The 15,017-nt window shown below is 57.1% G+C and carries 16 protein-coding genes and 1 rRNA gene; 3 read left to right on the top strand and 14 right to left on the bottom strand.

Annotated features, from left to right (window positions below):
- Positions 1-32: 32 nt before the first annotated feature.
- The 13 genes from G463_RS18730 to G463_RS0104225 all read right to left on the bottom strand — a co-directional run bounded on the left by G463_RS18730 (position 33) and on the right by G463_RS0104225 (position 11,126).
- On the bottom strand, positions 33-971 hold the full coding sequence (locus tag G463_RS18730; protein WP_051321917.1) for an SPFH domain-containing protein: 939 nt from the start codon (positions 969-971) through the stop codon (positions 33-35).
- Positions 968-1,402 carry an NfeD family protein gene (locus G463_RS0104285; protein WP_035485672.1) on the bottom strand — a complete coding sequence of 145 codons (435 nt, stop codon included), beginning with the start codon at positions 1,400-1,402 and terminating at the stop codon, positions 968-970. Before G463_RS0104285 ends, G463_RS18730 begins: the two co-directional genes overlap by 4 nt.
- A gap of 153 nt (positions 1,403-1,555) precedes the next feature.
- Positions 1,556-2,734 (bottom strand): amidohydrolase, encoded by a 1,179-nt coding sequence (locus tag G463_RS18725; protein ID WP_084171207.1) that lies wholly within the window; start codon positions 2,732-2,734, stop codon positions 1,556-1,558.
- Entirely contained in the window at positions 2,734-3,876 is a 1,143-nt protein-coding gene (gene menC, locus G463_RS0104275; RefSeq protein WP_026974177.1) for an o-succinylbenzoate synthase, read from the bottom strand. Before menC ends, G463_RS18725 begins: the two co-directional genes overlap by 1 nt.
- Positions 3,876-4,706 carry a GNAT family N-acetyltransferase gene (locus G463_RS21575; protein ID WP_051321916.1) on the bottom strand — a complete coding sequence of 277 codons (831 nt, stop codon included), beginning with the start codon at positions 4,704-4,706 and terminating at the stop codon, positions 3,876-3,878. Before G463_RS21575 ends, menC begins: the two co-directional genes overlap by 1 nt.
- Positions 4,707-5,332: 626 nt before the next feature.
- Positions 5,333-5,560 carry a DUF896 domain-containing protein gene (locus G463_RS0104260; protein ID WP_245575684.1) on the bottom strand — a complete coding sequence of 76 codons (228 nt, stop codon included), beginning with the start codon at positions 5,558-5,560 and terminating at the stop codon, positions 5,333-5,335.
- Positions 5,561-5,708: 148 nt separating this feature from the next.
- Complete coding sequence (locus G463_RS0104255; RefSeq protein WP_026974174.1) at positions 5,709-6,908, bottom strand: thiolase family protein; 1,200 nt, start codon at positions 6,906-6,908, stop codon at positions 5,709-5,711.
- A gap of 5 nt (positions 6,909-6,913) precedes the next feature.
- A complete protein-coding gene (locus G463_RS18715; protein ID WP_051321915.1) occupies positions 6,914-7,258 on the bottom strand; it encodes a DUF3870 domain-containing protein in 345 nt (114 codons plus the stop codon).
- A 12-nt stretch (positions 7,259-7,270) separates the two neighbouring features.
- Positions 7,271-8,332 carry a zinc-dependent alcohol dehydrogenase gene (locus G463_RS0104245; protein WP_026974173.1) on the bottom strand — a complete coding sequence of 354 codons (1,062 nt, stop codon included), beginning with the start codon at positions 8,330-8,332 and terminating at the stop codon, positions 7,271-7,273.
- Between the two features lie 29 nt (positions 8,333-8,361).
- Complete coding sequence (locus G463_RS0104240) at positions 8,362-9,138, bottom strand: SDR family NAD(P)-dependent oxidoreductase (protein ID WP_035485669.1); 777 nt, start codon at positions 9,136-9,138, stop codon at positions 8,362-8,364.
- Positions 9,135-9,827, bottom strand: a complete 693-nt coding sequence (locus G463_RS21570) for a cyclase family protein (protein ID WP_051321914.1) — start codon at positions 9,825-9,827, stop codon at positions 9,135-9,137. Before G463_RS21570 ends, G463_RS0104240 begins: the two co-directional genes overlap by 4 nt.
- Positions 9,828-9,829: 2 nt before the next feature.
- Complete coding sequence (locus G463_RS0104230; RefSeq protein ID WP_026974171.1) at positions 9,830-10,468, bottom strand: 3-oxoacid CoA-transferase subunit B; 639 nt, start codon at positions 10,466-10,468, stop codon at positions 9,830-9,832.
- Positions 10,455-11,126 carry a CoA transferase subunit A gene (locus G463_RS0104225; protein WP_026974170.1) on the bottom strand — a complete coding sequence of 224 codons (672 nt, stop codon included), beginning with the start codon at positions 11,124-11,126 and terminating at the stop codon, positions 10,455-10,457. The genes G463_RS0104230 and G463_RS0104225 overlap by 14 nt, the downstream gene beginning before the upstream one ends.
- 462 nt (positions 11,127-11,588) lie before the next feature.
- Here G463_RS0104225 and G463_RS0104220 point away from each other — a divergent pair, with 462 nt between their 5' ends.
- The 3 genes from G463_RS0104220 (at position 11,589) to G463_RS0104210 (ending at position 14,695) form a co-directional block, all read left to right on the top strand.
- Positions 11,589-12,947: a TIGR00366 family protein gene (locus tag G463_RS0104220; protein WP_211227381.1), complete on the top strand. Its 1,359-nt coding sequence runs from the start codon at positions 11,589-11,591 to the stop codon at positions 12,945-12,947.
- 152 nt (positions 12,948-13,099) lie between these two features.
- Positions 13,100-13,873: a carboxymuconolactone decarboxylase family protein gene (locus G463_RS21565; RefSeq protein ID WP_169725421.1), complete on the top strand. Its 774-nt coding sequence runs from the start codon at positions 13,100-13,102 to the stop codon at positions 13,871-13,873.
- Between the two features lie 207 nt (positions 13,874-14,080).
- A complete protein-coding gene (locus tag G463_RS0104210; RefSeq protein ID WP_211227380.1) occupies positions 14,081-14,695 on the top strand; it encodes a GNAT family N-acetyltransferase in 615 nt (204 codons plus the stop codon).
- 175 nt (positions 14,696-14,870) lie between these two features.
- Here the strand turns inward: G463_RS0104210 and rrf are convergent.
- A 5S ribosomal RNA gene (gene rrf / locus G463_RS0104205) occupies positions 14,871-14,987 on the bottom strand.
- Positions 14,988-15,017 lie beyond the last annotated feature (30 nt).

Here is a 15,017-nt window from a genome sequence, read left to right as displayed (position 1 = left end):
AGCCCGGAGGCTTTCGCGCCATGCGCGATGAATCAGTCCTGTTCCGGCGTTTGCGACAGCGCGGTCTTGATGGCTCCGAGGGCGCTGAGCACACTCATCGCCTCGGACGGAACAAACAGCGTGGTCGCCTGGCCGTCGGCCATACCCTTCAACGCATCGAAAGACTGGTAGGTCAGCACCTTGCTGTCCAATCCGGCTGACTGCAGCATCTGAATCCGCTGCTTCTCCGCCTCCGCCACCAGGCGAATGGCCTGAGCCCGGCCCTCGGCCTCCAACTGCTGCGCCTGACGCAGACCTTCCGCTTCGCGAATGCGCGACTCCTTTTCACCTTCCGCGCGCAGAATCACGCTCTGTTTCTCACCTTCAGCTTTGAGAATGGCCGCCTGCCGCTCCCCCTCCGCCTGCAGGATGTTGGCGCGCTTCTCCCGCTCCGCCTTCATTTGCTTTTCCATCGCATCCTGAATTTCCTTCGGCGGCTTGATGTCCACAATCTCCACACGGTCAATGCGAACGCCCCATTGCTCCGTGACCTCGTCGAGCGCCGTGCGCAGCGAGAGGCTGATTTTATCTCTCCCTGCCAATGTTTCATCCAATTCCATGTGTCCAACCACCTGGCGGATATTGGCGGCTGTAATGTTCTGGATACCCTGCACCACATTGGCGATGTTGTACGTGGCCGTTTTCGGATCGGTCACCGTGTAGAAAAAAACGGTGTCTATCTGAATCTGCACGTTATCTCTCGTAATCACCATCTGCGGCGGCACCACCACCTGCTGCGTGCGGAGATCAATCGTGCGGGCCACGCGGTCGATAAACGGAATGATCAAATTGACACCGGGATTCAGCGTCGCGTGATACTTGCCCAAGCGTTCCACAATCGCCACGCGCTGCTGGGGAATGATGCGAATACTCCGCAGAATTGTGACCAATACCAGAATGACAATCAGAATCAGGATAATGGTCGGGATCATTGGTCAAACGCCTCCTTTACAGGTACCACCGTGAGCACAGCGGATGACACCGCCACCACCGCGACTTCCTGGCCTTCCTTCAGGGGCTGGTCGCATCGGGCGCTCCACAGGTCTCCTTTGACGCGCACCGTCGCGTATGCACCCGGCTCCACGGCGGTGACCACCACCCCGCGCTGCCCCACCATATGATCTCGCTGCAGCGGCAGGCCCCGCGGCGATCGCCACCGGCGCACCAAAGGCCGAGTCGCAATCAACGAGATCACACTGATTACGGCAAAAATGAGCAATTGCATCCACGGGGTTGGAACGAACGGTGTCAGGAACGCCGTGATCAACGCCCCAATGGCAATCCACAGCAGGACGAACGTCACGGTCAGCACTTCCACAATGCCGAGCACCGCTGCCGCAATCAACCATTCCCACCAAACCATGCATCTCACCTTCTTCGGCAAGATTTCGGAACGAGGTACCCATCCATCTCGGCTTTCAGACCGCTGTTGATTGGTGCATGTTCTGTCATCATTTCCAGCAAATGATATACCATTTCTACGATTATGAAAAGACGTACTTTTCTGGCGCCACTTCTAAGCTCCGCTCGCTGAATGATCCGGCGACACGCGCTCCATCCCCAGCATCCGGGCAGCCCGCGCCGCGGCCTCCGCCAAAATTTCCGCGCCGTCCAACAGGCATTCCCGATCAAAGTGCATCTTCGGATGGTGCAATCCCGGCGTCAGATTGCAGCCAAGCCCGAGCATCGTCGCTTTCACGTCCGGGCGCAACGCCGTGTAGTAATGAAAGTCCTCCGCCCCTGGTGTCACCACCTCGGGCACCAACGCTGCCTCGCCGAAGCAGTCCACAATGGCTTCCGCCAGCAAACGGCGGGCCGTATCGTCGACCTGTGCGGCCATCACCCGGGATCCGCGGTGAAATTCCACCTCCGCCCCCATCATGGCACACGCCTGGCGGACCCTGGATTCCACCTGGTGTACGAGCTGGTCCAGCAACTCGTTCGTCTCGGCCCGCAAATCAAAGGAAAACTGCGCAGTATCGGGAATGATATTGGTGCTCTGGCCACCGCCCTCCAGCCGTGTGATTTTGACCGAATGCGGGATCATGGGCGGAAAGTGCAGCGTTTGCACGGCCTGCCAGCCCGCGATGGCCGCCTCGATGGCGTTCACCCCGAGGTGCGGCCGAGCGCCGTGCGCGGCCGTGCCCGTGATGCGCCCATCGATTTGGATGGCGCCGCCGTTGCGGATGCACGCAGAAAACTGGCCACTGCTCAGTTCCTCCTTCGGCCGCAGATGCACCCCGAACAGAAACACCACGTCGTCCAGGGCACCGAGTTCAACCATTTGGCGCGCGCCTTCTCCGGTTTCCTCCGCCGGTTGATAGATGGCGCGGATGCGGACCGGCGAGGTGGGAAACGCCTGCTGAAGTAATCGCAGAGCGCCCGTCACCACGGTCATGTGCCCGTCGTGGCCGCACGAATGATTCGCCTGCCATTCGCCGTCCACCACCTGCCAGAGGGCGTCGATATCGGTACGAAGCGCCACCGTGGGACCTGTATCGGGTCCCCAGTCAGCCGTCAATCCCGTGCACGTTTCGAATCGTCGAACCCGGAATCCCCAATCCGTTAGGCGTTCGGCCAGGTAGCGTGTGGTGTCATATTCCTGCCAACTGATTTCCGGATGGGTGTGCAGATGCTGAAACAAGGCTTCCAACTCTGGCCGCATGGCCGATAGCGCGGTTTTCCAGCGTGTCATCAGCCACCGACTCCTTCACGAGACGCTTCGTACGTCTGCACCTTGACCGTCCACGCGTCCAACCGCTCTCGCCGCACTCTGTCCGCCACTCCACACAGCGGTTCGACCGCGAGAGTTCCCGGTGCCGAGAACGTCACAGGAGGATGGATGATGTCTTGTTCAAAATAACGGGCACTCGGCGCCGTGTCCCCAGGCAGTGTGAAGCCAGGCAGCGAGGTGATGGCAATATTGTGCAGGCGACCAATGCCGGTCTCCAACATGCCGCCGCACCACAGATCAATCCCCTGTCGCCGGCAAAGCTCGTGAATCTGCAGCGCTTCCGCGAACCCGCCGACGCGCCCCAGCTTCAGGTTGATGATTTTACATGCGCCAAGCTCCATCGCCTTGCGCGCGTCTGCGGCGCTGTGAATGCTCTCGTCCAGGCAAATCGGGGTTACTAAGCGGCGTTGCAACGCGGCGTGGTCAATGATGTCGTCGTGCGCCAGCGGCTGCTCCACCATCATCAGGCCAAATTCGTCAAACTTTCGCAGATGATCCGCATCGTCCAAGCGATACGCGCTGTTGGCATCCGCCATCAACGGGATGTCCCCAAACGCTTGCCGGATGGCGCGCAGAACGTCCACGTCCCAGCCCGGTTTGACCTTTACTTTGATTCGCTGGAATCCCTGCTCGAGATAGCCCTCGATTTTTCTCAGCAAATCCGGAATGGTCGGCTGAATGCCCACACTGATGCCCACCGGAATTTCTCTCCGTTCACCGCCAAGCAGTTCGGGCAGAGGAGTCTGTTGTTCGTTTGCCCATGCATCCCAGACCGCCATCTCCAGCGCCGCTTTGGCCATGTTGTTGCGCTTGATGGGTGCAAACGCGATGGATACCGACCGCAGGTCGGCTGCGGATTGGATGTCCAGTTCAAACAACTTTGGGATGAGAAACCGTTCCATCACATGCCACGCGGTGTCATTGGTTTCCTCGCTGTACAGCGGCGCGGTGCTGGCGACACACTCGCCGAAGCCCACCCCACCGTTCGCGGTCCGCAGTTCAACAATGACGACATCTTTGTCTTCCTCTGTCCCAAACGACGTCTGAAACGGCTCGCGCATGGGCGTCAGCAGGCGCCGCAAGGTCACCGATTGTATCTTCATCATACGACCCCTTTCTCCCAACAATACACGGCATCTCGATGGCGCCGGATGATCTGCGTCGGCCGGTACCCGCCCGCCCACAGCCGCTCCGCCGCAGTGCGGAACGCATAACGCCACGCCCATGCCTGCGCGGTTCGCGTCTGCAGCATCTGCTCAAACCGAAGTGGAATGGCGGTCCCAACAACGTCCGGCAGGTCACCGGTGACATCCGAATCCAACGTCTCCGGATTGGCCAGGGCAGTCACCAGCGGCTGCAGTTGCGGTGCCTCGTCCTCCGCCACCGCCAACACCAGCGTCTCGGGTACCCTGTCGCTCGTGACCTGCGGCACGGCTTCGGGTTCAACAGCCGCAGGCCAGACCGCAATGAACCGGTCCGTCTCAATCCCACGATTGACCCTATCCCCCGGATCCTGCCCATAGACGTTGCGCTGGAACTCCGCCACACTGGCTCCGAGCTTGCGCAAATTGAAGTGAGCATTGCGGGCGATGAGCGGATCGAATGTCCAGGCAATGGTCCGGTACCCGAGTTCTGCGGCCAACCGACGTTGGGTCCGCTTGAGCTCGCTGCCGATGCCTCGATGCAAAAAATCCGGTAGCACCGCGGTTTCGTGGGACCAGAGCACCCACTCTCCGCGATACAAAACCGGAAAACTGAATAGGAAACCGACGGGTTCACCGGAATCATAGGCAATCAACACGACACCGCCGTATTTGGCATGCACCAGCAACTGCGCGGTCGAGCAGGCGGCACCCTCGCCCCATACGGCTTCTGCCAGAGACCTGCAGGCGGCGCACGCCTCGAGTGTGGTCACGCGCTCAATGTGCAACATGGAGAACCCACCTTTCGATGTCATCATCATACGGTGTCGCCGGCCATCCTCGCAATGAATCCATGCGGGCAAGGAGACAATGGAGCATCGATAGCCTGATCTCGCGGGGGCCGGTGGGCAGCCGTTTTGATGCATTCATGGAAGGGCTTCCGGATGGGACGAATGGCGAAGGTCAGAGAGGTTGTCGGATAGGAGCTCCTTTACAGGCGATGTGTTTGGTTGTAGTTTTGGTGATATGGCGTCTGCTCAGGGGGAACCATGAAAACGTTCATCCTGTTCATTTTCGAACCGATGAGAATGTTCATTGTTTTGTTGTTTACGCTGATGATGACTGGGCTGATCACCGGATTTTTTATCCGAAAACTTTACCCACATTCAGACTCGGACATCGTTTTTGTCATTCAAGTGAGTCTGGGGTGTGTGGTTTTTTGTCTATGGTACAAAATGAGGGGCAGGAAATCAGGGGGAGCTCCAGCTTGTGGATAAAAAGTCGGATCGTTCAGGAGATTGAAAACGGAGGGAAGAGTGGCTTCGGCACTGCAACCATGCGACGAACGGATGCGCCGCCCTCCTCCCGCTGATGCCAAGACCCCGGGGCCCGGGCGGAGCCCCCACGTGGAACACCGTCATTGCAGCGGCGGCTTTGTGGGGGTATCCGCGTCGTCCACCCACTCAATCTGTTCCAACTGTTCGCGAAACGCCTTGCGGAAGGCAGCCAGGTATTCCATCCGCAGGGCCTTCTGTTCTTCGACTTCGCTGGGCGTTAACCCCGTCTGCTTCTGTTTGCGCGCCAGGGCATTGATCCGGTCCAACTTCGCTTTCGGCAGCATGCCATCGATCCTTTCCTTACACAACAGTCCAGTCCCCGTTATTATAGCCGCAGCGCAAGACTCTGACGAACTGCTTTTGCATGAAGTTGGGTTCGGTAACGGAGCTCCCACGCGGTCTATCGGAATTGTCTATTGGCCTCAGTGGAATAGGTCGTCTTTTCTTGCAAATCCTTTACGGCGTAACGCGCTCCAAAATGGTGGCTACACCTTGGCCAACGCCCACACACAAAGTGACAAGGCCGTAACGCGCTTCGGTCCTCGCCAGCTGACGGGCGAGCGTTCCCACCAAACGGGCGCCTGAGCAACCAAGCGGATGGCCAAGGGCGATGGCCCCACCATGTGGGTTAACGCGGGATTCATCCATCCCGAGTTCACGGATGCATGCGACAGATTGTGAAGCAAACGCTTCATTCAATTCAATCCAGTCCATATCGTCAATAGCGAGTCCAGTGCGGGCAAGCACTTTGCGGGTGGCGGGAATCGGCCCAATCCCCATGAACGACGGACTGACCCCGGCGCTGGTGCTGGCCACATAGCGGGCGAGCGGTTTCAGGCCGAGTTCCCGGCCCCGCCTTTCCGAGACCAGCAGCAGCGCAGCAGCGCCGTCATTGATGCCGGATGAGTTCCCGGCCGTCACTGTGCCGTCTGCTTTAAACACGGGCCGTAATTTTGCGAGGGTTTCCAGCGTGGTGTCCGGACGCAGATGTTCGTCCTCTGTGACCCACCGTTCCTGCTTACGTTCGCGGACCAGCACCGGCACGATTTCCTCTGCGAAAATTCCGTTCTCCTGCGCTTTCCGCGCTTTTTGCTGGCTCCGGAGAGCAAACGCATCCTGATCTTCCCGGCTGATGTTGTATTTCTCAGCAACATTTTCTGCGGTCACGCCGAGAGCTTCCGTGGGATAGGGAAAGTTGGGATTCTCCATCCGCCAGCCGAGTTGAGTATCCCACATCGTTTGGTTACCGCGTACAAATTCGGTTTCTGGCTTTTGCAGGACAAGTGGTGCCCGGGTCATGCTTTCCACGCCGCCGGCAATCATGATATCGGCGTCACCGAGGGCAATCGCTCGCGCCGCCTGATTGAACGCATCCAGCCCAGAGGCACACAGCCGGTTGACCGTCACCCCAGGCACGGTTTCCGGCAGTCCCGCGAGCAGTGCGGCCATCCGCGCCACGTTGCGATTGTCTTCCCCCGCCTGGTTCGCACAACCGAAGACGACATCATCCACCTGTGCGCCGTCAATCCCGGATCGCTTGACGACTTCCGCAATGACGATGGCCGCCAAATCATCCGGGCGCACGCTCTTCAAGGCCCCGCCAACGCGGCCAATCGGTGTTCGAACGTATTCGACCAGCCATACGTTCTCTGACATGTGGCTCACTCCTTCACGTGTCTTGGGGCTAGGCCCAGTTTCGGCAGCGCCGATTGCTGATAACGCTGATAAGCCACCCGCAGCGCCATCACGACTGCTTCGGTGGAGGGTGTGAAATAGTGGGTTTGAATTCGTTTGATGAGCGGATCAATCCCCTGGCTCAAGTCATAGCCATTGATTAAACGGGACACGTAATCCTTGGCCAACCCGGTTACAAAGGTGAATTCCGCCCGTATCAAGGTGTTCGTATGCGGGTTGATCTCCAGCACCACACCGGCAGTCTTGTACGCTTCATACATGGAACTTCCCTGCGGGGCCGGCGCGTATCCCGTTACGAGAATGGTATCCATGTCACCATCTCCTTAAGGCTTTAGAACAATCTTGCATCCTTCCTTACTATGCGCGTAATGAAACGCCTCGTCCACCTGCACAATGGGCATGACGTGCGTAACCATTGGTGTAAGGTCAACATCCCCATCTGCCACATATTGAATTGCTTTGGCAAAGGCGCCAGGCGTGGTGCCGTACGTGCCTTGAATGGTGAGTTCCCCACGAACGAGCGCATTTGCCGGCAGTTCCGCAGGCCGCCCGTAAATCCCAACCAGCACAATCTTACCGCCGCGTTTCACAATGGCGATGGCTTCGTTCAATCCCTGCGGATGGCCGGTGCAGTCAAACACAACGTCAACTCCGCGCCCGTCCGTCTCGCTGATGACGACATCCTTGTACGGCTCTTGCGACGCATCGAACACTCGACTAGCTCCGAGAGATTTGGCAATCTGAAGCCGTTTTGCGTCCGGCGTCAGGCCGGCCACGAGGATCTTTTTGACGCCGAGTGCGTGCAGGGCCCCAACAACGCCCAGCCCGATGGGGCCGGGGCCAATCACGAGAACCGTTTCCGCCCCTGTAAATTCCACGTGTTCGGTTGCGTGAACACTCACTGCAAACGATTCCAGCATGCTGGCCACATCGTCCGGTACACTTTCCGGCAGCGGCAGGACATTGGCTGCCGGCACGGCGACGTACTCCGCCATGCCCCCCGCCCGGCGAAAACCAATCTGCAGAGCCTCCGATGGGATTTTGTCGAGAACCATCTGCCCACCGTCACACAGGTTGGGATGCCCTGACTTGCATTGTTCACAGTGGCCGCAAGGCATGTAGGGGTTGACGACGACGCGCGAGCCGATGAGTCCCGCATCGACCTCAGCCCCAACGGCCTCCACGATGCCGCACAGCTCGTGGCCCGGTATCATAGGCAGGTTCAGCCACTCATAACCGGGGGCACTCTCATAGATGTGCAGATCGCTTCCGCAAATGGCGGATCCGATGACGCGAATCCTCACTTCATCCGCCTTCGGCGCGGGCATCTCGATGTCTTTGACCGCCATCCCATTGTCCCAGGTTTCCTTTACAATGGCTTTCATCGTCCATCCTCCGTTGATGTTGCAAAGTGCTAGTCAATCAGGCGGCCGCCGTCGACGAACAATATCTGGCCGGTAATGTAATCGGCGGCCGGGGAAGCCAAGAAGAGGTAGGCGCCAACGAGATCGGACGGTTCACCAATCCGCCCCATCGGGATCTTTTCGAGAATGAATTGATGCGACACATCATCGGCCAGCAAATCTTTCGTCTGGTTGGTGTAGATATAGCCAGGGCCAACGGCATTGACGTTCACGCCGTACTGCGCCCACTCATGCGCGAGCACCTTTGTCAACTGCGCCACGCCGCCTTTGCTCGAGGCGTACGCAACTTGTCGTTTATGCCCGCGAACGGCCGAAACCGACGCAGTGTTGATGATCTTGCCGCCGCCTTGTTCAATCATGTACCTGCCGGCTTCACGGGCCATCAGGAACATCCCTCCGAGGTTGACGCCAAGCACTTTGTCGAAGTCTGCCTTGTCGTACTCCACAGCTGGCTGACGAATGTTCATGCCGGCGTGATTGATCAGGATGTCGACGGAGCCGAACTGCTGCTGAATGTCGGCCATCGTCTCTTTCACGTCAGTCTCCTTGGTGATGTCGATGGCATACGAACGGCAGGTCCGGCCCATATCGGTGATAACGCGGGAGATGTTTTCCATAGATGCCGCATTTTTATCAATCAACGCCAAATTCGCACCATAGTAAGCAAAGGCGTGGGCGAGGGTCGATCCGATGCTGCCGCCCGCCCCAGTAATCACCACGGTTTTCCCGTTCCACTCGAACAGATGGCCAATGGTTAACTCGTTCATTGCAGTGCACTCTCCTTGTCTTTTATGGCGACGGCGCGGATGGGAGACGCTGTTGCCCCTTTGATGTTCAGCGGCAGCCCGATGAAGAGGAAACGAGAATTGGCGACCTGGTCTAGGTTGACAAGATTTTCAATCAAGAGAATTTCGGCACCAAGCATCCGCATGTGCACCGGGCGATGCGGGTTGCCGACCTCATCCACGACGCCCAAATCCATTCCGAGGGCCTTGATGCCTTTGGCCTGCAGCCAAGCCGCTCCGTCGTCATTGATGCCCTGCCACTGATGGAATGCGCCTTCGCCCCAGGAACCCGGGAATGAGCGCAACAGCACAATGTCCCCTTCGCGGATTTCCAAATTGTGCGCTTCGCATTTTTCGGCAAGCAAACGGCTGTCAATCACGGCGTCCTGCGCCTTGTCGGACACGTCAATGCAGACCGCGCTTCCAATCAGCTTGTCGAGCGCGACTTCGTCGATGTTTTTGCCACCTTTAATGAAATGGCTTGGGGCGTCTACGTGGGTGCCGCCGTGATCGGACACAATCAAGAGCTTCGACTCGAACCCTTCACATGGCAGCTCGTAGCGAGGCGCGGAAAAGTCAAAGGTCACCTGGTCGAGCAGAGTGAACTTCGGGTGAGAGGAGAACGTCTTCAAGCCGTCGTAAAGGTTCAGCGTCAAATCAACGATTTGCATATTCATTTCACCTCGTACGTAAATTTTGCTGTGGTCTTCGTGCGCACTTCGTCAAGTGTGACGCCCGGCATCAATTCTTCCAGGACAAGCCCTTCGTCCGTGACGCGAAAGACGGCGAGTTCCGTGATGATTTTGTCAACACGGCGTAGAGCTGTAATGGGCAGTGTGCAGGTATCGACCAGTTTCGGCTCGCCGTCGCGGGTCATGTGGCTCATGGTGACAATCACTTTCTTGGCGCCAATCAGCAAGTCCATGGCTCCGCCCACACCCAGAATGGCCTGACCGGGTACCGACCAGTTGGCAACATATCCCCGAGAGTCCACCTGGAGCGCGCCCAGGATGGCCACATCGATGTGCCCGCCGCGGATCATGGCAAAGGAATGGTCACTGCTGAAGAAGCTGCTGCCAACCACCTCCGTGACGGGGAGTTTGCCGGCGTTGACCAAATCGGGATCGACCTCGTCCGGACCCGGCGCCGGGCCTACCCCGAGCAGCCCGTTCTCTGTGTGCAGGAACACATCCACGTTGTCCGGCAGATGTTCGACCACGAGCGTCGGGATGCCAATGCCGAGATTAACGATGTCGCCGTCCTGCAATTCCCTGGCAGCCCGCGCCGCAATGAGATGTTTAATGTCTGCCATCCTCGTGACCCCTTTCCACGATGTAGTCCACAAACAGATGGGGCGTCACAATCGCTTCTGCATCCAGTTCGCCTGGTTCGACGATCTCATCTACTTCCACAATCACGGTTTTGGCCGCCGTGGCCATGACCGGATTGAAGTTACGCGCCGTCTTGCGGTAGACAAGGTTGCCCAGTTTGTCTGCGCGGTGAGCACGAATCAGCGCAAAGTCAGCTGTCAAGGGCTGTTCCAGCACGTACAGTTCGCCGTTAATCTCCCTGGTTTCCTTTCCTTCACCAATCAGGGTGCCTGCGGAAGATCTCGTGTAGAAACCGCCAATGCCGGCACCACCCGCACGAATCCGCTCCACAAACGTCCCCTGCGGCACGAGTTCGACGGAGAGCTTCCCTGCGAGCACGTATTCGCCCACAGTTCGGTTGCTAGTAAAGTACGAGCCGATGGCTTTCTTGAGTTGCCCGTTTTCCAATAAGCGGCTCAGACCTTTGCCAGGCTCACCGACATTGTTGCTGATGACGGTCAAGTCTCGATATCCCTGGCGCAGCACCTCGTCAATCAGGACGAGGGGGGTTCCTACCTGCCCAAATCCTCCAACCATCACGACAGCGCCGTCGTGCATGGTTGCAATCGCCTGCTCCTTGGAGACAATTTTGTTTTTCAAGCCACAGCCCCCCGTACGTCAAAAAAGCCAAGCTTTCTGTCTGTTCAGCAGCATTACGCTAAACGACAAAAAACTTGGCTTTCCTTGTTTATTCGCAGTGATTCATCATCACTGCGACGCAAAGAAACCGTTTTTTGTTTGCGGCAGCAGTATAGCGCTTTCAGCATCAAGAATCAAGACTTGCTAACTATCGACCGTTCGGTTAGAATCTGCATCAACAAAAGCAAAAGTATGCAGACGGGTTGTCCTTTCGTTGTCCCAATTGTGCCAATGAACACATTTGGACAAACATCGTAAGCCAAGCAATCTGTCATCTCGAGCACGCGTGCGGCGTTTTGTGGACGCTTGTTTCAAGGTGGCAAAATGCTTGGCTTTCTTTGTTGCCGCAGAACAGAAAGCGCTGTCGGCACGAATGAAACCGTTTGCATTCAGCGCTTTATTCTAGTGATAAGGAGGATTCTCGTGATTAAGGGCCTAACCAATCTGTTTGTACGCTACACCCAAAAACTTGTACCCGATCCGTTTTTATTTGTAGCCGTACTCACTGGCATTGTCATCATCTGTGACTTCATTTTCGTACGCGGCACCTCATTCAATGGCCTGGTCTCGACTTGGTTCACCGGCGTGTGGGGCGGTGGCATTTTTACCTTTGCGTTGGAAATGATCCTCATTTTGGTCACCGGCTATACGCTGGCGGAAGCCCCTATTATCAAGAAAGGCCTGAAATGGCTGGCCAGCAAGCCTAAAAACCAGACCCAGGCTGCCATTCTCGTATTCCTCGTAGGCGGTATCGGATCCATTCTTAACTGGGGCCTCGGCCTCGTCATCGGTACGTTATTGGCGAAACAAATTGCGAAGCGGATGCAAGAGATTCACTTCGGGTTTATCGTGGCTGCAGCCTACATGGGATTCATCACCTGGGCGTCCGGTTTCTCCAGTTCCATTGGCCTGATTGACACCGCCAAAGATCCGGTCACGAACATTATTTTCAAAATGACCGGACAGACCGTACCGCTGTCGAAAACCATTTTTGAACCGTACAACTGGATACCGGTCCTACTCATTCTCATCGTCGTACCGTTATTGCTGAAGTTTATGTCTCCTTCGGAAACGACCCCAATCGATCCCGAAGCCCTAGAAGACGCCGAGGTTGAAGTTCCAGTCACCACCAAAACGTTTGCGACCCGCCTGGAGAATGCCTGGATTGTCAACGTCCTGTTCTTCGTGCTTGGGCTGTACGTCCTCTTCTTTGTCATGCACGGGAATTTGAACCTGAGTTCAGTCATCATGCTTTTTACGGTCATCGGCATGCTTCTGCACTGGACACCGACTCGCTTCATCCGGGCGTTCAGCAACGCAGCCAAGGCCTCGGGACCGCTGATTCTGCAATACCCGCTGTACGGCGGCTTGATGGCCCTCATGACCTATACACCAGACACACATACCCATTCACTCGCGACCATGCTGGCTCTCGCTTTGATTAAAGGCTCCAACGAGGCGATGCTGCCCTTCATGAACTTTGTCGGCTCCATGATCATCACGCTGTTTGTGCCTTCCGGCGGAGGCCACTGGACCGTGCAAGGCCCCATCGCCATTGAAGCAGCCAAGCACTTCTCGCAAAGCCCGATCTACCTCGGTAGGGTCTCGATGGCTGTTTCCATGGGCGAAGAAGTCGCCAACATGATTCAGCCGTTCTGGATTCTGCCCTTACTTGCCATTGCCAAACTGAGCATTCGCGACGTCATGGGCTACTGCGTCGTCACACTTTTCGCCGGCATCATCATCTTCGGCGGCTGCTTGCTCCTGATTCCCGCGATCTAAGCAGATGGTTCTGGATTGTCCATGAAGGGGTTGGTCGCGGCCCCTTTGTGGACAATCCGCAGAAAGTTTGGATGGCCTGGGGATCCGAGAATGGCCACGATTGTCGATGGACGGTCAGATTGGACAGAACAAAAACATGGAGGTAGATGGACATGGATCCCTTGCAGGTATTCAAAGAAATCTACGGCAAGGTACCCGATTGGGTTCAGGCCATGCACGACTTTGTGCCGGAAGGTTTGCATCACTATACGGCACTGCGCACGAACGCCATGAAGGACGGTGCACTCACCCGCAAAGAGAAGGAATTGATTCTGGTCGGGGTGAACGCTGCCCGCCGCTATGAGACCAGCATGATTTACCATACACAAGGCGCCCTGGACGCTGGCGCTACCGCTTTGGAGATTGCGGACACCGTCCTGGCCACCGTAATTTCGCGCGGCTTGCCAGCGTGGCTGGAAGGCCGGAAGGCGGTTCAATTTGCACTGGAGCACACCATTAGCGGCGTTACAGCCGGGCCTGACGGAAGTGTTGAGGGCGGCGCTACAACGACAGCGATCGACCATTTATCTCTGCCAACTCTAACCACCGTAGAAGAATGCGATTCCTACTACGTGCAAACTTTTTCCGCCATCCCAGAATGGGCGGCCTTGATGAGATCCTTCAGCCCGGATATCTACGTCAGTTACACAAATCTCCGCAACGCCGCACTTGCCGAACAATCCATCCCGCCCTACCTGAAGGAACTGGTGCTGATGGCCATCAACGCATCCGAGCGCTATCCACTCGGTGTCGACATCCACGTCAACGGCGCAATGGCAAAGGGCGCCACCAAGGCACAGTTGGCCGAATGTCTCCTGACCGCTGTACTCACCGCCGGGATCCCGGCCTGGTTCACTGGGTACGAAGCGCTGACCCGCCTGAAGTAACAGGCGGGTTTCACCACACTCTAGCTTCCCGTAGTTGTACCAGAACATCGCCTCACACTATCGAGAATGATGTGCATGTCTCCAAGAGACGAGAGTTCCTTCATCGCTGAACTTCGAGAAAAGAATCCGATAATCCAGGTCCATGTATGAGTGCCCGCGTTCGGAACACTTTCAAATCGATAAGGATCCCATGGTGGTGACGGGATCATGTCACGCATGGTAGAATCGGCAAAACGAAAGAGGGGTGTGCTGACGTTGCTGAACATGAGCGATCAGGTGTTGACGACCCACCGGTTGCGACTTCGGCCGTTCGTCTTGGAGGATGCTACCACAGTGCAGCAGCTGTGCAACGACAGACGAATCGCGGAAACAACCCTCCACATCCCTTACCCGTATCCCGATGGGGCAGCAGAGGCGTGGATTGCTGGTCATGCGCAAGCTGCGGCCGAAGGCAAGCAGTACACGTTCGCCATTACGCTGCGTATAGGCCATACATTGGTGGGAGCCATCTCTTTGCGTGTGAATCGGGAGTTTCAACACGCGGAGATGGGTTACTGGCTAGGCGCTCAATATTGGAACCAAGGTTACACCACAGAGGCAGCGGCCGCCGTACGTGACTTTGGTTGGCGAGACCTCCAACTCCATCGGCTGTACGCCTATGCGATGACACACAATCCAGCATCCACGCGGGTCATGGAGAAGATTGGAATGCAATACGAAGGTACATTGAAACACCATGTTGTGAAATGGGGGAAATATGTGGATTTGGCTGCGTATGGCCTCGTCCGGCCGGAAACGTCGGTCATCGGTGGATCCGTATAGTTGACGATCCGTGAAAGCCCTGCGCTTTCAACGCCACAAAGACGCTCTCACCACATCATGTCCCCGGATTGAGACGAGACAGACGAAGGCTCTGGCTCTTTCGTCCACTCCTGGTCGATCCGAGGACAATACAAAGAGCCCAACAGGAGATGACCTGTTGGGCTCATGTTCCTTCGCCTGGCAGCGTCCTACGTTCCCAGGGGCTCCCGCCCCAAGTATCCTCGGCGCTGGAGGTCTTAACGGTCGTGTTCGGGATGGGTACGCGTGTTTCCCCTCCGCTATCGCCACCAGACCCGGTTCGTGGGTGTCTGCTCACTCCTGC

Origin of the sequence: Alicyclobacillus contaminans DSM 17975 (genome assembly GCF_000429525.1) — a bacterium.
In the GTDB taxonomy this organism is placed as follows: domain Bacteria; phylum Bacillota; class Bacilli; order Alicyclobacillales; family Alicyclobacillaceae; genus Alicyclobacillus_A; species Alicyclobacillus_A contaminans.
The sequence above is the reverse complement of the archived record's forward strand: the minus strand, read 5'-3'. Positions and strand labels throughout refer to the sequence as shown.